The 24,804-nt window shown below is 26.4% G+C and carries 18 protein-coding genes; 13 read left to right on the forward strand and 5 right to left on the reverse strand.

Annotation, left to right across the window (positions count from 1 at the left end):
- Positions 1–288: 288 nt before the first annotated feature.
- Positions 289–1,458, forward strand: coding sequence for a hypothetical protein (locus ACZ5RS_RS10005; RefSeq protein ID WP_464634992.1), 1,170 nt, complete (start codon positions 289–291; stop codon positions 1,456–1,458).
- Between the two features lie 103 nt (positions 1,459–1,561).
- On the opposite strand, the gene smpB is transcribed toward ACZ5RS_RS10005, so the two are convergent.
- On the reverse strand, positions 1,562–2,032 hold the full coding sequence (gene smpB, locus ACZ5RS_RS10010; protein WP_464634994.1) for an SsrA-binding protein SmpB: 471 nt from the start codon (positions 2,030–2,032) through the stop codon (positions 1,562–1,564).
- A gap of 15 nt (positions 2,033–2,047) precedes the next feature.
- The gene (locus tag ACZ5RS_RS10015; RefSeq protein ID WP_464634996.1) at positions 2,048–3,496 is read right to left on the reverse strand and encodes a formylglycine-generating enzyme family protein; all 1,449 of its coding nucleotides are present in this window, start codon (positions 3,494–3,496) and stop codon (positions 2,048–2,050) included.
- Between the two features lie 64 nt (positions 3,497–3,560).
- Here ACZ5RS_RS10015 and lepB point away from each other — a divergent pair, with 64 nt between their 5' ends.
- The gene (lepB, locus tag ACZ5RS_RS10020) at positions 3,561–4,571 is read left to right on the forward strand and encodes a signal peptidase I (protein ID WP_464634998.1); all 1,011 of its coding nucleotides are present in this window, start codon (positions 3,561–3,563) and stop codon (positions 4,569–4,571) included.
- Positions 4,568–5,833 (forward strand): coproporphyrinogen-III oxidase family protein, encoded by a 1,266-nt coding sequence (locus ACZ5RS_RS10025; protein WP_464635000.1) that lies wholly within the window; start codon positions 4,568–4,570, stop codon positions 5,831–5,833. Before lepB ends, ACZ5RS_RS10025 begins: the two co-directional genes overlap by 4 nt.
- A gap of 1 nt (position 5,834) precedes the next feature.
- Here the strand turns inward: ACZ5RS_RS10025 and ACZ5RS_RS10030 are convergent, their stop codons facing one another.
- Positions 5,835–6,854, reverse strand: coding sequence for an ArsR family transcriptional regulator (locus ACZ5RS_RS10030; RefSeq protein WP_464635002.1), 1,020 nt, complete (start codon positions 6,852–6,854; stop codon positions 5,835–5,837).
- 15 nt (positions 6,855–6,869) lie between these two features.
- A complete protein-coding gene (locus ACZ5RS_RS10035; protein WP_464635004.1) occupies positions 6,870–8,087 on the reverse strand; it encodes an MFS transporter in 1,218 nt (405 codons plus the stop codon).
- A gap of 167 nt (positions 8,088–8,254) precedes the next feature.
- On the opposite strand from ACZ5RS_RS10035, the gene ACZ5RS_RS10040 reads away from it, so the two are divergent.
- From ACZ5RS_RS10040 to queA, 7 genes are all read left to right on the forward strand, one after another.
- On the forward strand, positions 8,255–8,503 hold the full coding sequence (locus tag ACZ5RS_RS10040; protein ID WP_464635006.1) for a hypothetical protein: 249 nt from the start codon (positions 8,255–8,257) through the stop codon (positions 8,501–8,503).
- A 98-nt stretch (positions 8,504–8,601) separates the two neighbouring features.
- Positions 8,602–9,369, forward strand: a complete 768-nt coding sequence (locus ACZ5RS_RS10045; protein WP_464635008.1) for a class I SAM-dependent methyltransferase — start codon at positions 8,602–8,604, stop codon at positions 9,367–9,369.
- 171 nt (positions 9,370–9,540) lie between these two features.
- Entirely contained in the window at positions 9,541–10,284 is a 744-nt protein-coding gene (locus tag ACZ5RS_RS10050; protein ID WP_464635010.1) for a YebC/PmpR family DNA-binding transcriptional regulator, read from the forward strand.
- Between the two features lie 5 nt (positions 10,285–10,289).
- The gene (gene ruvC / locus ACZ5RS_RS10055) at positions 10,290–10,781 is read left to right on the forward strand and encodes a crossover junction endodeoxyribonuclease RuvC (RefSeq protein WP_464635012.1); all 492 of its coding nucleotides are present in this window, start codon (positions 10,290–10,292) and stop codon (positions 10,779–10,781) included.
- Positions 10,778–11,401, forward strand: coding sequence for a Holliday junction branch migration protein RuvA (ruvA, locus tag ACZ5RS_RS10060; RefSeq protein WP_464635014.1), 624 nt, complete (start codon positions 10,778–10,780; stop codon positions 11,399–11,401). Before ruvC ends, ruvA begins: the two co-directional genes overlap by 4 nt.
- Positions 11,402–11,410: 9 nt before the next feature.
- Positions 11,411–12,481 carry a Holliday junction branch migration DNA helicase RuvB gene (gene ruvB, locus ACZ5RS_RS10065; RefSeq protein WP_464635016.1) on the forward strand — a complete coding sequence of 357 codons (1,071 nt, stop codon included), beginning with the start codon at positions 11,411–11,413 and terminating at the stop codon, positions 12,479–12,481.
- Positions 12,482–12,495: 14 nt separating this feature from the next.
- Positions 12,496–13,542, forward strand: coding sequence for a tRNA preQ1(34) S-adenosylmethionine ribosyltransferase-isomerase QueA (queA, locus tag ACZ5RS_RS10070; RefSeq protein ID WP_464635018.1), 1,047 nt, complete (start codon positions 12,496–12,498; stop codon positions 13,540–13,542).
- Between the two features lie 56 nt (positions 13,543–13,598).
- On the opposite strand, the gene tmk is transcribed toward queA, so the two are convergent.
- The gene (gene tmk / locus ACZ5RS_RS10075; RefSeq protein WP_464635020.1) at positions 13,599–14,216 is read right to left on the reverse strand and encodes a dTMP kinase; all 618 of its coding nucleotides are present in this window, start codon (positions 14,214–14,216) and stop codon (positions 13,599–13,601) included.
- A 100-nt stretch (positions 14,217–14,316) separates the two neighbouring features.
- Between tmk and ACZ5RS_RS10080 the strand changes: the two genes are divergently transcribed.
- The 3 genes from ACZ5RS_RS10080 to mutS all read left to right on the forward strand — a co-directional run bounded on the left by ACZ5RS_RS10080 (position 14,317) and on the right by mutS (position 24,749).
- Positions 14,317–19,383: a translocation/assembly module TamB domain-containing protein gene (locus ACZ5RS_RS10080; RefSeq protein WP_464635022.1), complete on the forward strand. Its 5,067-nt coding sequence runs from the start codon at positions 14,317–14,319 to the stop codon at positions 19,381–19,383.
- 33 nt (positions 19,384–19,416) lie between these two features.
- On the forward strand, positions 19,417–21,960 hold the full coding sequence (bamA, locus tag ACZ5RS_RS10085) for an outer membrane protein assembly factor BamA (protein ID WP_464635024.1): 2,544 nt from the start codon (positions 19,417–19,419) through the stop codon (positions 21,958–21,960).
- A 128-nt stretch (positions 21,961–22,088) separates the two neighbouring features.
- The gene (gene mutS / locus ACZ5RS_RS10090; protein WP_464635026.1) at positions 22,089–24,749 is read left to right on the forward strand and encodes a DNA mismatch repair protein MutS; all 2,661 of its coding nucleotides are present in this window, start codon (positions 22,089–22,091) and stop codon (positions 24,747–24,749) included.
- Positions 24,750–24,804 lie beyond the last annotated feature (55 nt).

A 24,804-nucleotide genomic window follows, 5' to 3' on the forward strand; every position in this document is an offset into this window, starting at 1 on the left:
AATTGTGAAGTAATATTTAAATTATTTAATTAAAGTTTATATGTATTAAAGAATTTATTTATTTTTAATATTTTAATTTTGCTACAAGTCAATTATTGATTTTGTAGTATTTTTTATTGTCAGTAATATCGCATTAAAATATAAAAAAAATCACTAATTTATTTAGTTTTTAGCATAAATTTTATTTTGTGTGTAAATTATTTTGCATAAATATAATTTCTATAATATAATTAGTATAAAGAATTGGTTATGTGTTGTCGTTTATGTTACTAGAAATTAGGAGGATGTATGAAAAAAAGTCTTTTATTAGTGTTAATTATTTCTTTGTTCACTTATTCAATATTTGCAGACGAATATGAAGAGATTTATGATTTAGTTGTTCCTGAAAGTTATTCATTTTTAACCATAGATGGCGGATTAGGTAATGTTGGAGGACTATCTTCATCATTAAATTATAGTGAAAATATAATTGAAATTTCTGCTGTTAATGGTACATTTAATTTTAATATTCAAGGTGATGCCTCATATAGATTATTTAACCAAACAAAAACTGATGAATATAATATTTCTGCTATTGGAAATGTAAAAGCAGGAACTATTTCAACTGGATTATTTGCAAACTCCAGTGCTTATTATACTTCATATGATTTAGATGTTAATGGAATGAACGGTTTTTGGAATGCTGGAGGAAATGTAACAATTAATGCTTTAACTTCATCACTTACTTATACTTTAGCTCCTTATGGTGCAATTGGCGTAGGTAGAGTTTATTCAATTTACAATGTATATAGAGCAAAATTAATGATGGAAGAATTAGGTGTTGAACAAACTCCAGAAAAAGTAGAAAAGGTTGTATCAGTTTTCCAAACAGGAAATGAAATATTTAATAGATTTAATGATGATTCAACTGCACTATATAAAGAATATTATCAAAAACTAGCAGATGCTATGGGCATAAGTGATAGAGCAATGGATGTATTAATACTAAATACTTGGAATTCTCAAAAGTATGCTTTTGATAGAGCCCGTTTTGTAAATATGATTAGTGGCTGGGATGGTAGATTTGCTGCAACATTTACATATCAACAAAATGTGGGATCTTCTGTTTTTAAATTAAATGCTGGACCAGAAGCTAGAATAGGTGGTTTCTTAGTTGAAGATAGTGTTTATTATGATGCTGATGCTGAAATTAAAATGGATTATACTATTGGTGGTGCCTTTAATTACAATATTGATATTGGTGGTAGGGTTGTTTACCTTCCTTCAGATTTCAGATGGTGGGCAGAAGCTTTTGCAGAAATAGGATATAATTCTTCTTTCTTTACTCCATTTCAATTCGATATAGCCGGTGCTGGATATTATTTAATTAATAATAACTTTAGAGTATATGCAGGTTTAAGAATAGATGAGACTCCTGGCTTCTATGTATTTGCGGGTGGTGAAATTAGACTTTGGTAATATGATTCTTATAAAGAAGCAAAAAAATATGTTATCTTGATTTTATTATCAAGATAACATTTTTATAATGATGCTATATAAGGGATTAAACTATAAATATATTTTAATATTTAAGGTTTTTAACTTCTCTTAGAGCATCTTTTTTTAAGTCTCTTTCTTTGATTGCATTTTTCTTGTCATGAAGAGCTTTACCTCTAGCAAGACCGATTTCCATTTTAATAATATTATTTTTTAAATAAACTTTTGTAGGAACTAAAGTAAAACCTTTTTCATCGATTTTTCTTTTTAATCTTTTTATTTCTTGCTTATGAGCTAATAATCTCTTTTTTCTTTCAGGATCATGATTAAAAATTGAACCTTGTTTGTAGGGCTGGATAGTAAATTGCAATAAGAATAATTGATTGTTTTCAACAACAACATAGCTATCAGTAAAAGAGAAACGTCCTTCTCTCATACTTTTTACTTCGGTCCCTTCAAGACTCATACCACATTCAAGTGTTTCAACGATTTCATAATTAAAAAATGCTTTTTTATTTTTCAAGTACAAATCTTTATTATCTGATTTATTTTTCATAATTTACCTGTTTTTTTAGTTTTTGTAAGCAATTCTAAAGCCCATATATTCAAAACAAGCTGATTTTTCCATTGCTCCAATGCTGTTGATATCAATTGATGAATTAAGTAGAGATCCACCTTTAACAACTATATCACTATTATAGTTATTATTGATTTCATTAATAATAGAATCTCTATTATCAACTAATCTATTTAAGGGGAAATAAGGGGTAGAAGTAAATTCCCAAACCCCGCCTAGCATTAAATCAAATTGATTGTCGTAGCTATTTAGAGCAATTAATGAATTGCTGTAAGTATTATTTATATAATTTGTTGATGCAAATGCTGCTGCATTCCATTCTTTTTCACTTGGAATATAAACATTTTTACCTGATTTATCACTTAACCAAGAGCAAAAGGCCTGAGCTGCATAATAACTGATATTTGTAATTGGCTCAAGAGATGGGTAGCTAGTGGATAAACTGATACCATTTAAGTAATTATCATCAACAAGATTATCATTAATTAATGAATCTTTATTACTTTTTGCCCATTTTGGATTTTCAACTACAAATAAAGAATATAAGTAATTGGAAATTGGAAGTTTAGACAAATAGAAAGAATCATTAACTTCAACATTTATTCCTGCTTCATTTATATTAGGATAACTACTATATGTTTTATTTCCCATAACAAATGAGATAGGATTTACTTTTAAAGTAGTAATAATAGCATTATTATCAACAACTAAAGTATCTGATGTTGCATTAACTGTTTTATCAACAAAATCAAGTCCAATTTCACTTGTGTTATCACTAAATACTTCTTTTGCGACATTTAATACATTACCATAATCAAGCCCTATAGTATCATAAGCATTAATTGCATCATCTAACATTTCTTTGGAACTGATAAAAGAACTTGCTAAATTTAAGTTTTCACTTATGGTATTTCTATCTAAATCAAAAGCAATAGCATCTTTTGCATATTGAGAGAAATAAGGGATATAATTAGTAACAGAATTAAATTCAAGTATTCCACTTTGATCTATAATTAATTGAATATCATAATTAATTATTTTATTTATTTTTTCTTCATTTAATTGGTTTAAATCTAAATTAACATCTTGGTAGCGATGAAAGATATAGGTTAAAAATACTGGATGAGATACTTTGATTGTATCACTTGCAATAATTTGTGAAGCTTTTTTATAAACAACTTCGTGAGTCCCACTTTTAATAAACTTTTGAGCAGGGGTACCACTTATATAATTATCATCGACATATACGCCAACATTATCAATTTCACTTTCAAAATTAACAAATTTACCTCCATTTAAAACACCAGGTAAAAAGCCAATTATAAAAACAACTAGTAAAACTACAAAAATAGTTAGAGCAAGGATGTAAACTCCTGGTCTAATTGAGCCAAGTTTAGGCAAAACAACGTCATCTACTTTAGGTAAATCTTTAATTTCTTTCATATCTTACAAATTACTTATACCTTTAATCCTTGTCAACTCTTTTATTTTGTTATATTTTAATATCATGAGTTTATTATTAGACAAAATTGAGAAATTTACTACTAGATATTTAACAAAGCGCAAAGCTCTAAAAATATATAAAACTGAAAATCCTGTAAAGCGAACCTTTTGGGGTGAAGTAAAAGGCTGGGTAGACGCACTAGTCTTTGCAGTTGTCGTTCTTCTTATCTTAAATCAATATATATTCCAATTATTTTTGATTCCTTCTCCTTCAATGGAAAAGACTTTATTAATTAAAGATAGAGTATTTGTAAATAAGAATGTATATGGCTTAGAATTATGGCCAACTGGTCCAAAATTAGGTGCAGATAGAAGAGTTGTATCAAGAGATAATATTATTACTTTCTATAACCCTGAATATATAACAAAAGGTCCTTTATTTGATATCGCAACTCAATTATTATTTTCAGCAACTTTTTCTCTTGTTAACTTAGATAAAAATGAAGATGGAACTCCTGCTGAAAGATTACTAGTAAAAAGAGCAGCTGCTCTAAATAATGATACAGTTAAATTTTATAACGGTGATGTTAATATTAGAGTTTCTGGTAGTGATGAATTTGTTAATGAAATGGACTTTAGAGGTGAAAACAATTTAAGTGAAGGTCCAAATAGATTAATTGAATCTTCTTATTATACTCCAATGAAAGCCTGGGCTTCATTAATTGGTTATAGAGATAAGAATTTAAATAATTCTTCATATATCCCATCATATTATATGAGTGAATATAATAAATTAACTAATACAAATTATCCTAGAGATATGTATCAATTTATGGAAACAAAATTTAATACTGAACATAAAATAGATCCAAGTGACTTTACCTCTCGTTCTAGTTTTAAAAGTTATAATAATGGTATAACAGTTCCAGATAATTATGTATTGCCATTAGGTGATAATAGAGATAATTCTAGAGATGGTAGATATTTTGGTCCTGTCCCTCAATCTAAATTAACTGGTCGAGTATTCTTCAGATTCTGGCCACTTAATAGAATAGCTTATTTAGGCGATAAATGATAAAAACAAAGTACTTAGAACTTTTAAATAAACAAAATAGCTTATCCTTATATATTCATATTCCTTTTTGTAATACTAAGTGTTATTACTGTGCTTTCTATAGTGAAGCAAAAAAGAATTGTTGGGATGAAGTATCAGTTGATTCATATCTAGAGAAGCTAATAAAAGAATTAAAATTAGTAAAACAATCATATAATAAAATATTTGATACTGTTTTTATTGGTGGTGGAAACCCTGGTATCTTAAGTTTTGAACAACTTAGAACCTTATTAATAGAAATAGGGCCATCAAAAGAAACAACTTTCGAAATTAATCCAGAATCATTAACACAAGAGCACATAAATTTATTTAAAGAAGGCTTAGCTACTAGAATTTCTATTGGAATTCAATCTTTTAATGATAATATTTTAAAAATGTTAGGTAGAAATGCTAGATATGAAGATAATATAAAAGCTCTAAAATTTGCAGCACAATTAGATAATTTAAAATTAAATTATAAAGATAATTATTTTTTAAACAATAAAATAATCTCTGAAGAAGAATATAAAAAACTTAATATAAAAATTAAATATTCCTTTGATTTAATGACATCCCTTCCAACACAAACTTTAAAAGATAGCATAAATGATATTGATACAATTTTAAAATACTGTGATTTAAAACATTTATCACTTTATTGTTTAACTGTAGAAGAGGGTACTCATCTTTATTCCTTAGTAAAGAATAAAGAAATAATAACTCACTCACAATTGTTTGAGAAAGATTTACTAGAAAATCTTTGGAAATATTTATCAAAATGTGGTTTTAACCATTATGAAGTATCTAATTTTGAAAAAGATAATAATATGTGTCTTCACAATTTAAGATATTGGGATTTATCTCCTTATTTCTCTTTAGGATCTTCTTCAGCTTCAACTATTTTTGACGATAAAACTTTAATTAGACTTACAAATATTTCAACTATAAAAAAATACTTAAATACACCATTATTGAGTGACTATGAAATAGAGATCTTAAATAGAGATCAACATTTTGATGAGTATTTAATAGTAGGTTTAAGAAATAAAAGAGGTTTGAATTTTAATTATATTAAAAATAATTTCAATTTAAATAGAGATCAAATACTTAAAGCCTTTAAAAAACTAAATAGTAGCTATTATTTATATAATGAGGATAATATCTGGTTAAGTGAAAAAGGTGTTATAATATTAGATTCTATAATACTAGATTTATCTATAGAAATTGAAAAGTTAATAAAATAAATTAAAAATTTAATAAACTATTTTTTATGTTATTAAGAAGGTAATCTAAACGAGTCTTATTAAGTTCTAAAAATAGTTTATTTTGCTTTCCTGCATCTATATTTATCAATTTTAGCTCATATAGCTTATTAATATGATAATTCATAGTAGCAGGTGTTAAATTTAACTCTTTAGCTAATTCATTAGAATAGTATTTTTTCTCAGATAAAAGTTGAATAATCTTAAAACGTTTAGGTTCACTTAAGAATTTGCACAGTAAAATAGAATAAGTTTCATCATTTTCTTCAATTTGCTCTAATATATTATTTCCAAAAATAACTATTTTTGATTTTAAATAAATTGTGCAAATAAATGGAGCAAAATAAGAAAAATATATATTCATTTTATTAATATCACTATCTAGCTGAAAAATATTTATATTTTTATAAAATAGTTGAGGATTTTTGTTTATCAAGTTTTGGTATTTATTATGGGATTCATAAATTTTATCTTTATAAGTAATTAGTAAATCATTTTCAAATCTTTTTTTAAGTTTTTTAATATCTCTAATAAATGATGTTAGGACTTCCTCATCTTGTAATGCAGATAAAATTAAGCTAGCTGATTTTTCTACATCGATATCATTTTCTGGATTCTTACTTACATTTTTAATCATTTTAACAAGATCACTTTCTTTAGTTTCATAAGTAATTTCAATTTCAAAATAATAGTTTAAATATTCTAGAAAGATTGATCTGTTTAATTGATCTAATTCAATATCATTATGAGATAAATAAAATAAAAGAGTAGAAAAATAACGAGTTTTATTAAAATAAGTATTAATAATATTTTTTTCTATAAAGTTATATTCTTTTGTGCAATCAAGGAGAAACTTATGATAATCGTTAACTAAAACATCATCAATTTTATAAGGTGTATTCTTTTTTAATTTGTTTATCATATCCATAAAATTATCTATATTAGCAATTCTATCTATAAATAAACTAAATTCTATATTTTTATCATAAAGTATTTCTTGCATAAATTTTTCCTTATATTAAGTAGTTTGTAATTTTTTATTACTTTTTATTAGTGCAGCAAGAATAAAAAATGCTATAGCACTGATAATTATTGTATAATAAACTTCAAAATTATCAACTAAAAGCCCAAAAATAAAAATTGAAATTGGGGTTATAATTCTGCTAAATGAGGTAATAATCCCAAGAATTCTACCTCTATAATTATCATGTATAATATTTTGAATAATTGTATTAATTGGTATATCTACAAAACCAAGTGAAAATCCAATCATTAATAGTATTATAAAAATAATAATAACCTTTAAATTAATATTCAGATTAGAAATCATGTTTATAGATAATATAATATGTAAAAATCCAATAACAACGATCATCAAAATAGTTGTTTTTAAAATAGTTTTATTATCTTTTATAGATAAAGCAATTAGAAAAGACGAAATTACCATACCTAAAGGTAATGCCATTTGTACAAAGCCAAAAAGGGAAGAATCAATTTTTAATATTTCTAAGCAATAATAGGGTAATGCGATAGATAAATTAACACTAAAGAAATTTACTAGCATTGCATATATTGTGATGTAGAATAATATTTTATTATTTACAAAATAAGATAAGCCTTCCTTTAAATTATAAAAAAATGATGTTTGTTTATCTTTAATTCTCTCTTTCTTTTCAATATCAAAGAATAATTCTAGAGTAGCTGAGAAAATAAAAGAAATAGCATTAAATATAATAATTGAATAAATAGAGAAGAATCCAAAACAAACTCCACCTAATAAAGGTCCTGCGATTCTAACCAGTGATATTATCATAGAATAGATTGAATTTAATTTTAATATTTTATCCTTTGTAACTAGATTAGGTATACAAGATTCAATATTTACCATGAAAAAAGCATTGAAAGAAGATAATAAAAAAGAAGTAAAATATATAAGGATTAAACTAAGTGAATTAGTTTTAGAAAAGAAATAAACAATTATTAGTGTTATCCCACATAAATAATCCATTATTACAAGCATCTTCTTTCTAGAAATCTTATCAGCAATATTTCCTGCAATTGGAGATAAGATTATTTGAGGTAACATACTAAAAATTAAAGTTAGCGAAAAGTTAACACTAGATGCTGTAATTTTTAATACGTACAAGCCAATTGCAAAATTATATATTTGTGTTCCAAGTCCAGAAATTAATAAACCCAAAGTAAAAATAGTAAAATTCTTATTATATTTATTCATAAACATCCCTTAATTGTTTTTAAGATAAGATATATTTTATCTTTTAGTCAATAGATTAGATAAATATCTAATCTTTATAAATAGTTAGATAATTATAAAATTAAAATAAGAAATGTTTAATTAAAATCATTATTGACGTAAAAGAGTAATATTTTTATATTTAGACCATGATAGATATATACCAAGAAATATTTGATAATACATTTGAAGCAGTACTTAGAACTTTAGACGAGAGAGCTAAAAGTCAAGGTTTAACATATGTTGAAGCTGAACATGAATTAGAAAGCATATATAGATACGATGGCTTAGATTGGGGTGGTCGTGGTGAAATGAAGCAAGCTGAAAATGATGGAACAATTCTAGCTTACCAAGTTTTTATAGATAAAAATAAAAAAGATGAAGAATCAGCAAGTTAAACAATATATTCTAATTTTATTTAATTCTTTTATCTAAAACACTTTATTTATATAAGATGTTACTTTAAACTATTGTTGTAGTCCTTAAAGGAGATCTTATGATTAAATATGGAAATTGGCTTCCTAAAAAGATATTATACTTTTTATCTATTATTTTATTAGTCTCATATAGTATCACTATATTTGCAATATTCAATAAATTATTGATTTTAGCAATTATTTTTATAATTTTATCTTTACTTATAACTTTTATAACTTATAAATCATATAATATGTATAGCGCTTTTAATTATGACGACAATCTAAATTCTCTTGCCTGGCAAATAATAAAATTTGTTTCTTCTTATGTTAAAGTAAAACCAAATCAAAAAATTTTAGATGTTGGTTGTGGCAGTGGAGCTTTAACAATTCTCTGTGCAAAAAAAAATAGAAGAGCATTAGTAAGCGGTTTTGATAGATGGGGAGCTGAATATGGTGAATTTTCTAAAGCGGTTTGTGAAAAGAATGCGGAAGAAGAAGAGGTTACAAATATAAGCTTTTTTAAAGGTGATGTAAAAAATTTAACTCTTGAAAAAGAATCTTTTGATTTTATAACTTCTAATTATGTTTTTCATAATATCCCTGGTAATAAACAAGAAATGATAATAAATGTTTTATCCTTATTAAAGAAAGGTGGTTCTTTTGCCATTCATGATCTTTTTTCAAAACAACATTATGGAAATATAGATGAACTTATAGAGAAACTAAGAGAAATGGGATTTGAAAAGGTTGAATTAATTGATACTACAAAAGGTCTTGCAATGGATGAAAAAGATGCTAAAAAGTATATGTTGACTAGTTCTAAATTATTATTTGGGAAAAAATAAATTTATTTTTTAAAAATTATATTGATATAAGTTTTTTAATGTATAGCTAAACTAGATAGTAAATATAATACAAAGCTTGAAATTTATTATCCTTTATGTTAGTTTTTATAAGGATTTGGCAAAAAATATTGTCAATTAAATTAATCTTAATATATAAATAAAGAGGTATATATGTCTGGGCATAGTAAATGGGCTTCAATTAAGCACAAGAAAGGTATAGCAGATGCTAAACGCGGTCAAAAGTTCACAAAATTAATCAAAGAAATAACAGTTGCAACTAAGATGGGTGGCCCTGATCCAGATTCTAATGCTACTTTGAGAACAGCAATTCTTAAAGCTAAGGCTGAAAACATGCCTAAAGATAATATCGATAGAGCTATTAAAAAAGGTAGTGGAGAAGCTGATGCAGCAACTTATTACGAACTAACTTATGAAGGTTATGCTCCAGGTGGAATTGCAATTATCGTTGATACATTAACAGATAATAAAAACAGAACTGCTGCTGATGTTAGATCAACATTAACAAAACTAGGTGGTTCTTTAGGTACTACTGGTTGTGTTTCTTATATGTTCCAAACTAAAGGTATTATTACTTATAGCGAAGAAAAGTATACAGAAGAGGAAATCTTCGAACTTGCATTAGAAAATGGTGCTGAAGATGTTGCTACTAGTGATGGTATTATTGAAGTAACAACTGAACCAGGAGATTTTGCTAATGTTTTAGAAGCTCTTCAAGCTGCTGGTTTTGAACAAGAATCCGCTGGTGTTGAAAAAATTGCTGATCAAATGATTACTTTAGATTCTGACAAAGCAAAAAAAGTTTTAAGAATTGTTGATAAATTAGAAGATTTAGAAGACGTTCAACAAGTTTCAACAAATCTAGAACTTCCTGATGATTTTGAAGAAGACGAATAAAACATATGCGTATTCTTGGCATTGATCCGGGATTAGCGAATACAGGCTGGGGTATTATTGATTCAATAAGTAACAAGTCCCGGCCTGTTTCTTTTGGTGTTGTAAATACCGATAAATCCATGAAACAAGAATTAAGAATTTTTACTATAGCTGAAGAGCTTGGAAATATAGCTCTAAAATATAATGTAGAAATTTGTGCAATAGAAGATATTTATTTTACTAAAAATTCTTCTTCAGCTATTTCAGTTGCAAAAGTTATAGGTTCTGCAATACATAAATTGTCACAATTAGATCTTGATGTTAAACTGTATTCACCTTTGCAAATTAAATCCATAATTACCGGTTATGGAACTGCAGATAAAAAACAAGTTCAAGAAATGGTTAAACTACATTTAGGTTTAGCCAAAAGACCTAGACCAGATCATGCCGCTGATGCATTAGCTGCTGCTTTGTGTTTAGCAACTTATGAAAGTTCAATTAGTAGGATTATAAAATGATTAATGCAATTCATGGTGAAATCTTAAGCATTTCAGCAAATAATGTGATTATATTAAATAATGGTATTGAATATGATTTATTAATATCTACAACCACAGCATCAAAGTTAAATTCTTTAATGGATAAAAATGATGTTAGAGTTGTAACTTATTTACAACATAGAGAAGATGCTATGACATTATTTGGATTTGTGGATGAGATTGAAAGAGAATTTTTCTTACAATTACAAAATGTATCAGGTATTGGAGCTAAAGGTGCTCTTAAAATTATGAGCGGAGTTAGCTTTAAAGATTTTATAATTATGCTTGATAATAGTGATATAAATGCTCTTTCTAAATTACCAGGAATTGGTAAAAAAACAGCATCAAAATTAGTCTTAGCACTTAGAGGACAGCTTGTTATGGATGAAAGAACAAGTAGTTCTTCAAGTACAATTGAAACACAAAGAGATAAGTTCAGTGAATTAATTGTTGCTTTAGTTGAAATGGGATATGATAGAAATAAAGCTGCAAAAGAAGTTCATAAAATATATGATTTAAATAAAGAAAAATTGGTTGGCATGAATGACCATGATATTGAATCCTATATTTTTAGACTTGCTATTGCAAATTTAAGTTAGAGGTTGAGTATGAGCGAATTTGAAGAAAATGTTCAAGATATAGATGCCTTAAGAGCTAATTCTCTTGTTTCAACTAGCTTTCAAAGTGACAATGACGAGCAAGAAAATATTTTAAGACCTAAGAGATTAGTTGATTTCCAGGGTCAAAAACAATTAAAAGAAAATTTATCAATATTTATTACTGCTGCTAAAGAAAGAAATGAGGCTTTAGACCATACTTTTTTAATTGGTCCTCCAGGTCTTGGTAAAACAACTTTAGCTAGCATTATTGCTAATGAAATGGGTAAAGAAATTAGAATGACTAGTGCTCCGGCATTAGAAAAACCTAAAGATTTAGCTGGGATTTTAACAAATGTAAATGAAGGTTCTATTTTCTTTATAGATGAGATTCACAGATTAAAACCTGCATTAGAAGAAATGTTATATATTGCTATGGAAGATTTTGAAATTGACTGGGTAATTGGACAAGGCCCTGCTGCTAGAACAATGCGTATCCCACTTCCAAAATTTACCTTAGTTGGTGCAACTACCAAAGCTGGGCAGGTTTCTTCTCCATTACATTCTCGTTTTGGTATTACCTGTCATTTACAGTTTTATAATGAAATAGAATTGAGTAAAATAATAAAAAGAAGTAGTGAATTAATAGATTGTAAAATTGACGATGATGCTCTAATTGCCTTAGCTAGGTGTAGTAGAGGTACTCCTCGTATAGCAAATAGGTTATTAAAAAGACTAAGAGACTTTGCCTCCGTTTTAGCTGATGGTGTTATAACTATAGATGTTGTAAATGAAGGATTAAAGCGATTAGGTATTGATCCAATTGGTCTTGAAGAACAAGATAGAAACATATTATCAACAATAATTAATTTTTATGGGGGCGGACCTGTTGGTGCTTCAACTTTATCAATTAGTGTTGGTGAAGCAATTGAATCTTTAGAAGATTTTTATGAACCTTATTTAATTCAAAAAGGATTTTTAATTAGAACTCCTAGAGGTAGATGTGTTACAACCAAAGCATATGAGTTGTTAAATGTTAAACCTCCAACAAATATTAAAGATCTAGATACTTCTATTTTATAATAACGAGGAAATAAATGATTGAACAAATAAAAAGCGGACTAAAAACATCAGATTTTAGTTTTGATTTGCCACAAGAATTAATAGCACAAGAACCTGCAGATAAAAGAGGTAAAGATAGATTATTAGTTCTAGATAAGGCAAGTGGAAAGTTTGAAGATAAAGTAATTGATGATTTTGTTGATCAAATAGATAAAGATTCTATTTTGGTTGTAAACAATTCAAAAGTTAGAAAAGCTAGAGTTTTTGCAACTAGTGAAACCGGTGGTAAAGTTGAGTTCTTATTTTTAGAAGAAAAAGATCCATTTACTTGGAACTGTATGGTTACTAAAAGTAAAAAACAAAGAATTGGTAAAAAATATAAGTTTGAAGATAATCTAGAAGCAGAAATTATTGATACATTAGAAGATAGTACAAAATTAGTTAGATTCAATAAAGAAATCTTAGAAGATTGGTTTTTAGAACATGGTCATGTTCCTCTTCCTCCATATATAAAAAGAGAAGATAGCTTTAGTGATGAAAGTAGATATCAAACAGTTTATGCAAAAAATGAAGGAAGTGTTGCAGCTCCAACTGCAGGTTTACATTTTACTCCTGAATTAATTGAAAAAATTAAAGCTAAAGGTGTAAAGATTGTAGAAATCACTTTACATGTTGGTATGGGGACTTTTATGCCAGTAAGAAGTGAAAATCTTGATGATCATGATATGCATTATGAAAGATATAGTATAAGTGAAGAAGTAGCTAATATTATTAACGATGCAAAGAAAAATAATAAGAAAATAGTTGCAACAGGAACTACTAGTGTTAGAACACTCGAAAGTGCTGCTGATGAAAATGGATTATTACAAAGTGGTATGGGTAGAACAAACTTATTTATAAAACCTGGTTATAAATTTAAAATTGTTGATCAATTATTAACTAATTTCCATACTCCTGAGAGTACATTATTAGTTTTAGTTTCAGCTTTTGCCTCAAAAGAAAAAATAATGAATGCTTACTATCATGCTATTGATGAAAGATATAAATTCTTTAGCTATGGAGACGCAATGTTCATTAAATAGAAAATATTGAATATAATAACACCTTTAAATTATTGAGATTTAAAGGTGTATTTTTTTTATTTTAAAATATTAAGAATTTCTTTTATAACAAGGTTTGAAATACTCTCAACTGTTTGTGTTCCATCAATTTTTATTAAATGAACACCCTCAGGTAATTGAGATAAGGTTTTTTGATAGTTCTTAGAAACTTGATTTAAGAATTCACTATGTTCAAAAATATCTTTTTCGTTTCCTCTTTTATTGATTCTATCAACACAAGTTTCAACAGGAGTATCGATATATACTAAAATTTGAGGATGAGGGTAGTTGTTTAGATTTTTTACAGTCTCAAAATCACAAGTTGCACCTTGATAAGCTAATGAAGAATAAAAATATCTATCACTAATTACAATCTCACCATTATTTAAATGTTTAATAACTCCATCTTCCTCATTGTATAAATGATCTTCTCTATCTGTTGCATATAATTTAGCAAGAGTTAGAGGGGTGGTAATAAATCTTTTTGCTAGAACATCTCTAACAATTCTTCCAATAGCTCTATCTGTTGGTTCAAAAGTAGAGTGGATGTTAAACCCATTTTTTATTAATTCAGTGCTAATTTGTTTGAGCTGTGTGGTAGTTCCTGCTCCGTCTAATCCTTCAATTACAATGAAGTTGTTTAAAATGTCAGTCATTTAGTATTTTTTCCCTTTATAAATGCTATTAGAATTTAATTTTCTAATGAATAATTTTTTTTTTCGTATTATAATGCAAATATAGTCTTGGAGGAAGAGCTTGAAATATCATAGTACAAAAAAATCAGTCATCACAATAACTATAATTATTGTACTACTATTATTAATTTCAGCAATAGGTATCTTTAAATTTCAAGCAAGAACACCTGTCCAAGCAGTAAGTAATGCTATTTTCTCAAATTTAGAGATGCCAAATGATTATAAAATTGAAGTAACTAATATCAATGAATCATTTCTCTTAAGACAAAAAATTGAATCAATAAATTTATTAAAAAATGATAATACAATTTTAAGTGTAAAAAATTTAGAGATTAATCAAAATATTTTTAATTATTTATCATATCTTTTATTTAATAAAGAATTAAATTTTAATATCAAAGCCGATTCCTTAGATGTTAATATATGCTGTGATATAAGTGATCTAATGCAATCTTTATCTAAAATAAAGATAAAAGATAATACTATTGCAATACAATCAAAGTTAGAGCAAGGAAAAATTGAAAATGATAAAGAGCCAATAGATTTTAGAGGATTGCTTGATCAAATCATTCAACAAAAATATATAGATTTATCTCCATTAATTGGTTCAAAAATTTTACAAAACAATTATAAAATTGAAATTGATAGTGGTAGTATATCTTTAGAGAATGAATCAATTAATCTAAACTCACAAATAGATAAATTAGCTTTTCATCTAGAAAAAGGTGGAATTTTAAATCAATTCGATTTTAGCCTTTCAGCATTAAATTTTAATAATAAGAATTTATTAATTTCTGCTGATGTTGCTAATTTAAACTTTGATAATAAAATAGTAAAGCTTGATTCAAAAGTCTTTCATATAAATATAAATGATAGTGTTTTCAACTTGGATGATTTAGAAGCTTCTTATAATTTAGAGCAAATAGGTCAAGTTTTTGTTGAAAGCAAAAATTTAGCTTTTACAAATAATTCAACAAAAGTTAATATCTCTGATTTACAATCTCAGATAAAAACTAATTTTAGTGATTTTTCTATTATATTATCACCAAAAAATACACAAATATATTTAAATAATGATTATATTAAATTCCAAAAAGCTAATCTTGGATTATCTAGTGTAAAAAATAGACTATCTTTTTATTTTAATAACGAGGATTTGTTATCTCTATTTTTTAATAATCAATTAATTAATATAAATGATATTGATTTATCTCTATTATCAACTAATATGTTTTTTGATAAATCGAACTTGAGAATTGGAAGTTTTGAATATAAAAATGATACATTAGATACTTTCTTAAGTAATTTAAAAGTTAAATTAAACAGTAATATTGATGATCAAATTCTTATTAGTGATGGTAAAATTGATTTTAATAAATTAAATAAAGATAATTTATTAAAATTATACAAATCAGTCAGTTTGAGTTTGTCTTCTAATTTAAATTTATTAATTGATGAGTATTCAATTAATTCGAGTATATATAGCGATATAGAATTAGAAGATAATCTACAAAATATTACCGCATCATTAATAAGTAATGATATAAAATTTAATGATTTACCTAAAACAATAAGTTTAGATGTGAATTTACAAGGACCTATTGTTTTAGAAGAAGGTAAAGTTGAAACACTAGAAGCCAATTTAAATTATGGGGAAAGTTTATTAATAAAGAGTATTGGTAATTTTGATGGTTCTTTTGAGAATAATAAAATAAAAACAACACTATTATTTGATGATTTTACATTGGATGAAGTATCTTCATTGCTTCTAGATAAAGTTCCTGCCTTAAAGAATTATGTAAGTGATCAAACTAAGTTAAAAGGCTCTTTAAATTATGAAGGAAATATTCCTTTATCAAATAATAAAATTATGGGTAATTTAAATTCTTCATTATTAGTTAAACAAGCAATTTTCTTGGATAATGAATATAATTTAGGGCTTAATTTCAATACGGATGTAAATAATAATGATATTTTAGTAGATCAATTATCTATTTCTTTGTTTAACTATCGTCTTGCATTTAGTGGTGATTACTATATAGATAAAAAAGATTTAAATGGAGATTTAACTTTAGAAAATATCGAAAGTGGTGATAAATTAGTATATATAAATTTTGAAGATAATGATTTACAAAATAGTACAAACTTTGATTTAAGAGTTACTTCCTTAAATGATTTTAGTTTAGCTGGAGACTTTAAGCGTCTAAGTAAATCCGTATATCAAGTAAATAGTTTAATTAATCTAAAAAATGATGTAATTGATTTAGATGTTATTGGAGATATAGAAAATTTAGTATTTAATGCAAGAAGTAATAAAGGCTTATTATTTGATTTAAGTATTGATGATTCTATAAATGTTGATTTAGATTTTAATAATTTTAATTTAATAGATTTAGATAATTCAACCTTTAATGGTAATTTAGTATTCTCTTTCAAAAATACTGATTTATGGGATTTAGATATAAGTGGATTTAATTTTTCCTATAATAGTGATCAGTTTAATTTGTTAGTAGATGGTTCTATAGCACAAAATTCAATAAATTTAGATAGAGTCGATTATTATAATAATAAATTTGATACAAAATTCTATGGTCAAATAAATTATTCTGGGCCTAAGTATTATGATTTAATAAAAAATAGATTTAGTGATAAATATAATTTATCTTTCTCTTTTGGGGATAGAATAAATCAAATGATTGAAGCCTCCTTATTTAACAATGATAAATTGTCTAATATCTTCTTAGATATAAATAATTTTAATATTTCAAGATTATTCAATAATGAAAAAGAAATTTTATTAGATACAAGAATAATTGGTAGTACTGATTTCTCTTCAAACAATCAAATAAAAGGAAGTATTAATTTTAATGAAACTGGAGCGATAAACGAGGTTGTTATTGATAGTGATGATCAAAATTCAAATCAAAATCTCTCATTATTTAATAATTCTCTTTTTGATAGAATAGTTTCTGCAGTTCCTTTCTTAAATTTACCAACTAGTACCCAGGCTATAAATTTAACTCACAATAATACAGATAAAATACAAAATAATACAAAAACCAGTTTTTCAGCTAATTTAACTATTAATGATGATGATTATTTACTTGAAGACTTAAATTTAATACTTCCATCAATTTCATTAAAAAATGCTTCAATGGATCTTAATTTAAAGCAATTTAATTTATTGCTAGCTTCAAATATTGAATATATAAAACCAACTAGAAATACTGATCAAAAGAGTACTTGTGATTTAGCTTTTAATCTGAATTTCAATTCATTTATCCAAAAAATAAAACAACAATTTTCAATAAATAAAATTGATTTAGTATCAGTTCAAGATATCTATCAAAGATTAAGAAATTATAAAGAATTTGATTATTCACTTCTCGATGATATTTCTGGTTATTTAAATGTAGATAATATTGATTTATTTAAAGATACAATAGATTTTGAGAAATTATGGGATGATGAAATTGATGATAATGTTAATTTGTCAGATATTAATTCAACATTCTCAATTAAAGATGGCAAGATAAATATTAGTGATGACAATATTAAAGGAAATATTGATTTTGTAAACAAAGAAGGTACAATCAATATAGATAAAGGCTTTGGTTTTGCTGGTAATTTTGAATTTGATTATAAAAATACATTTGATGTATATATAGGTGATATTGATTTCCCAATTGCTATCTTACAAAAAATATTATATAAAAACCTATTTAAACTTTATGGGGAAAACTTAAAAGGAAATTTACTCTTAAAAGATGTATTTAATGATTTTAAATACTATGGAGAATTAACTTCTAAAGACTTTAGATTAAAGACTCTCTATACGAAGAAAAATGAAATGTCTATACCTAATTTTTCAGTAATTTTTGATGAAGACAGATTATATTCAAGTAAAGTAAATGCAAATTTTTACGATAGAGAAAATAATAAGATAATTAAATTCCAAGCAACATCTCAGATGGATATGCCAAAATTAAAGTTTAATTATTTCTCAATTGATATGTATTGTCCTGATTATATTCCAATGTATATTCCAATAATTGGAATGAATTTAACAATAGATGTAGAAGCTAAAAATTACTTTAATTATGCATCTGATGGTGCTACTTCTTATCTAAATGGTGATTTAGAGGTTAGAAATGCGGTAATTAGAAGTGGAATTAATTTACCTGCATGGATAAAACCTAGACAAGAGACTAATGGCGATATTAAGTTCTTAACAGCAGAAAATAACAGTTTTTATTACCCATATTTAGATAATCCAATTTTAAGTTTAACAATGCAAAGTAATCAAAAGGTTGAACTTAAGTTTGATACTTTAACTAAAACTAGTTCTGCAACAGGTGAAGTAGATATTCAACAAGGTGAAATTTTCTATTTCCAAAAGAACTTCTATATAAATAGTGGTAAATTATCTCTTAGATTAAATTCAGAAACTCAAAAACTTGAACCAATAGTATCCTTAGATGCTACATTAAGAGAACTAGATGCTGAAGGAAAATCAGTAGATATAACTTTAAATTTAAATAATAGTACTTTAGATAACTTTAACCCGGTATTTACAAGTTCTCCTGTTAAAACTCAAAGAGAAATTATGGAGATATTAGGTCAATCAATTTCTAGTAATAATTCTAATGATGCAAATAGTGTAGCATCCATTGCTACAGCTGCTACAAGTATATTCTCGTCTTTAGGCTACTTAGAAACTGGTGGAGTATCTACTTTAAATAAGACCATAGCATCAACCTTGAACTTAGATTTCTTTAGCTTAAAGAGTAATATTGTTGAAAATATTATATTAGAAACATTTATTGAAGATCCGAGATATTCATCATTCTCTCCATTAGCTAGGTATTTAAATAATACAACTATTTTTATGGGTAAATATTTAACACCAAACTCTAAGTTCCAAGTTATGATAAATTTATTAGCGAAAAATGAAGATGAGGCTACAAGTTTCTTGGCAAATGATTTATCTCTTGATTTAGAAATGTCTTATGAGATAGATACAGAGTTAGCTAAGTTCTCTTTCTTTACCAATCCTTCACAGTTGTCTATTTTAAAAATATTAGATACTATGGGATTTAGTGTAACTAAAACAATACATTTTCGTTAGTATAGATAAAATGTATTAAAGTTAGGAGATATCATGATAAAAAAGATTTCTTTAATATTGTTAATTACCTTGATCACTGTTTCTAGTGTTTTTGCTGCTGATGAGCCTTGGTATGAAGGTGTTAAAATTTCACAATTCGAAACAGAAGGTATAGTAAACGCAAGTAGTGATGACGTTTCTAACATATTATTTAAATATAGGAACAAAGTATATTCTGAAGACTTATTTAATCAATTACAATCTGATTTGTATGCCTTAAATTCTTTTTCATATTTTTATGCTGAAGCAAATAGGGTGAGTTCTGATTCAAATGAATTAAAAATTACCTTAACATTCTTTGAAAAGCAAATGTTAAATAAAGTGACATTTGATGGAAATCAAGAATTAAATGATTCTACATTATTAGAAGATAGTGGTCTTGTTTTAAATTCTTTCTATGAAGGGTATGAAATGGCCCAAGCTACAGAAAAAATTAAATCAGCTTATTATGAGAAAGGTTATTCTGATGTAGTTGTAACTCCTAAATTAGTTGAAGATGATTCAGATAATACTGTTGCTTTAAACTTCACTATTGAAGAAAATAAGCAAGTTGTTGTTGGAGAGATTGCTTTTGAAGGCAATGAACAATTCAATGATAAGAATTTAACTACCCAATTAAAGAGTACAACTCAATCTTTATTTAGATCTGGTTACTATTCAGTGGATAATGCAAATACTGATATTCAAAATCTTTCAAATTTCTATTATGACCGTGGTTATATAATGGCTAAGGTTAGTGGACCTACTAAAGAAGTTATTGAAGAAGGTACAAAACAAGAAAAAATTAAGTTAGTTTATACCGTTGATGAAGGTGATATTTGGAATTTTGGTGATTTTGATTTTAGTGGTAATACAGTATTTTCAACTGATGAATTAAATCAAAGCATTTCTCTTAAACCTGGTGATGTATTTAACCGTGGTTTATGGATGAAAGAATTACAAGCTATATCTCAACTTTATTATGATAAAGGATATATTAATTTAGCAATTAATCCTCAAACAGATGTAGATGAAGAAAATCATGTTATCTCTTTTACAATAAACATTAATGAAGGAAATAGAGCTAAAGTTAATGATATAATAATTAATGGTATTGGAACAACACAAGAGGTTGTTTATACCAGAGAATTAACCTTTAAAAAAGGTGAATATTTTAATAAATCCGCAATTGAACAAAGTTTAAGAAATATTCAAAATACTCAATTAGTAACTGAATTAAATTATTCTATTGAACCAATTGATGCTGATAATTGTAATATTATTATAAATATAACAGAAGGTGGACAACAAGATATTCAATTTGGTGTTACCTTCGGTGGTACAACTACAGGCTTCCCAGTATCTGGTTTTGCAACAATTACAGATAGAAACTTATTGGGAACAGGTAATGACTTATCAACTAATGTTACAATTTCCCCATCAACACAAAAGGCATCCTTGAATTTTGTCGATGAATATTTCAATGAAGTACCTTGGTCAAATGGATTCTCTTTATCTGTAGAACATTCAGATATTACTAACATTCTTGCAAAAGGAAGTGATAATTTCTATACAGGTCACTTAGAAGATAACATTGAAGATAATGCTTATCCTTTAGGCTATAATAGTTATCTAGATTATTTAGCTGCAGATAAAGCAACTCCAGATTCTCAATACTTAATGGATTATGATTTATATAGAATTTCAGCTGGATATGATACAGGATATACTTTCAAATATGATAAGGGTTCTTTAATCTTAAGTACTGGTTTAAATATTGGTATCAATAAAGCTATCTTAAATGGTAACTATTTACCATTCGAAGAATTGATTTATGATTATAGTAAACAATGGCAATTCTCAAACAAATTAAACTTAGGCATTGCTTGGGATGGTAGAGATTTGATACAAAATACAACAACTGGTTGGTATGTAGCTCAAAACTTTACATATGCTGGTGGTCTATTAGGTGGTTTATCCAACTATATTAAATCTTCAACTAGTTTCTCAGCATTTACTCCAGTATTAACTTGGAAAGACAAAGAAAATGATACTAAGAAAGTAGTAGGTTCTTTCTCTTCTAATTTAAGCTTTATGTTACCTCAATATTATAGTAAAGATGGAACATGGGGTTTCTATGAAGCAAAAGAAGGTGCAACAGTTAATGAAATGTTGTATATAGATGGTGCTTCAACTGCTTTAGGTCATTCAATGGTACAAGATCAAGCTTTCTTATTTGATAACAAATTATCTTTGGAATATTCAATCATTGATAATATTCTAGCTCTTGATACTTTTGTTAGTGCTACTGCTATAACACCATCATTAAGCAATGTTACTGATTTCAATAGTTGGGATTGGTATTTTGCAGCAGGTTCTGGATTAAAAATTAAGATCCCAGGATTCCCAATTGGTTTATACTTAGTTAAAGATGCAACTGTTTTAAATAGTGCAAATGAAGGATTTGAATTCTTAGAAGGACCAATATTAAATCTTGATGATAATAATGGATTAAATGGTTTAAGATTAGTTCTTTCTTTTACAACTAATTTATTCTAAAGTTTAACCTAATATAAAACTATAACTCTTTCTAATTAATAAAACATTAGTTTATTTTAAATTAGAAGGGGTTTATTTTTACTTTATTTAGCTTTAAATTTTTCACACTCCTTGTTATACTCATTACTATGAAAAAAGAAAAACTTACCCCAATGATGGAACAATATAATCAGATCAAAGAACAAAACAAAGACAAGGTGTTGTTCTTTAGATTAGGTGATTTTTATGAAATGTTCGATGAGGATGCAATTGAAGTATCTAGATTATTAAATTTAACCTTAACTCATAGAGCAAATACACCCATGTGTGGGATTCCTTATCATGCTTCAAAAGCTTATATAAAAAGGCTTTTAGAAGAGGGTAAAAAAATTGCAATTTGTGAACAAGTTGAAGCCCCTTCAAAAGCAATTAAGCTAGTAAAAAGAGAAGTTGTTCAGGTAATAACTCCTGCAACAGTTGTTGAAGATGATTATTTAGATTCTAAATCAAGTAATTATATTATTTGTATATCTTATTCAAGAAAAATTACTAGTGTAGCTTTTAGTGATATTACAAGTGGGGAGTTTATTTTAAAATATTTTGAAAAAGATAGTAATTTTCAGAGGTTAAGTGCACTCTTATCTCAGATAAGACCTAAAGAAATACTCGTAAATGAAGATGATTATTTTGTTCATACAGATTTTTCTGATATGTTAAATGAAAGACATGCTATGATTACTAAATTGCCATCTGTTCATTTCAGTAGGAAAAAAGCATATAAAAAATTAATAGATCATTTATCTATCCAATCATTAAAGATATTTAATATAAGTGATGACTATCCTGCAATAAAACCTGCAGGAGCTCTTTTAAAATATATATATGATACGGCTATGTCCTCTTTAAATCAGATAACAGCCTATTCAATTGAAGAAGATGAATCTTTTCTTTCTATTGATGCTTCTACTAGAAAGAGTTTAGAAATATTAACTAATACACAAGATGGAACTTCAAGTAATACTCTTTATTCTGTTCTTGATAAAACTATAACAAGTGGAGGGGCTAGGCTATTAAAGAAATGGTTAAGCTATCCCTTAATAGATAAGACTATAATTGAAAATAGGCAAGAATGGGTTGAATTCTATAAAGACAATAGAGAAGAAAGAATTAGAGTAAGAAATGAATTAAAAAATGTTTTAGATATGGTTAGATTAACTACTAGAATATCTATGAGAAGAAATTTACCAAGTGATTTATTGGGCATTTCAAGAACTGCAAAAGCCTTTTTTAATATAATCCAAAATGATTTTGAACATTATGATTGTTTAATAAATGATAACAGTCCAAAAAAAATTGAAATTCATAATTCTATGAATAAAGTAGAATTGAATGCTATGGATGAAATCTTTTCCTTAGTTGATTTAATTCAAAGAGCTATAAATGATCAAATTTTAGGACCTTTTGAAGAAGGTAAGGTAATAAAATCTGGTTTTGATGAAGAGTTAGATCAATTAAGAGATATTAAAAAGCAAGGTTCAAATTATTTAAAACAATATATTGAAAAAGTAAAAGAAGAAACAAATATCCCAAATATAAAATTAGGATATAATAAAATTTTAGGGAACTTTATTGAAGTTAGAAAAACTCATGTTGATAAAGTACCTAGATCCTTTTATAGAAAACAGACTTTAGTTAATGCTGAAAGATATACTAGTGATGAATTAAGTGAAATTGAAACAAAGATACTTAAAAGTAGTTATGAAGCAGAAAAAAGAGAAAAATTTGTATATGAGAATATAGTTGAGCAAGCTTCTAAAGTTTCTGATGCACTATTATCACTTGCAAATGCTTTAAGTCGTATAGATGTTTTACAGAGTCTCTCACTAGTTGCAGATATATATAATTATAATAAACCACAAATAGTTGAAGGTAACTGTGTTGAAATAACTAACGGTAGACATCCTGTTGTTGAAAAACAATTAGGACTAGGTTCTTTTATTGCTAATAGTTTAAAACTCGAAGAAAGTGGAAAGCGATTTTGTCTTATCACAGGACCAAATATGGCAGGTAAATCTACATATTTACGACAATGTGCACTTATAATACTTTTAACTCAAATAGGTAGTTTTGTACCTGCAGATGAAGCTAAGATATCATTAGTAGATAAATTGTTCTGTAGAGTTGGTGCTTCTGATAATATAGCTAAAGGCGAATCAACATTTATGGTTGAAATGCAAGAAGCAGCACACATACTTAGAACAGCAACAGAAAAATCTTTTGTAATAATGGATGAAATAGGGCGGGGAACAAGTACTCAAGATGGTATGAGCTTAGCTCATGCTTTTATGAAGCATTTAGTTGAATTAAATGCTAAAACACTATTTGCAACCCACTATCATGAATTAACACTTTTAGATGTTTCAAATGTTAAACTATTAACTTTGGCTGTTGAAGAAAAAGGAAAAAATATAATATTTGTTAGAAAAGTCATTGAAGGTGTTGCTAATTCTTCATATGGTTTACATGTAGCGAAATTAGCAGGAGTTCCATCTCCTATATTAAAAGATGCAGATAAATTCCAAAGAAGACATTTTGGAGAATATACAATTAAGAATTCTCAAATGGATTTATTTTCTATGGCCCAATTAGAAGAATTAGAAAATAATGATGATTGTGTTAAAGAATTAGAAGATTATTCATCAATTATTGATGAAATAAATAACTTTGATTTAACAAGATCTACACCAATACAATCAATGTTATTTTTAGAGAAAATAAAAGCTGAAATTGAAGAAAAACAAAGTGAGTAAATACTTGACAAAAGGAAATTAGCTTAGTACTATAAAGCTACATTTTGATATTGAT

The organism is Pleomorphochaeta caudata, from assembly GCF_055395745.1.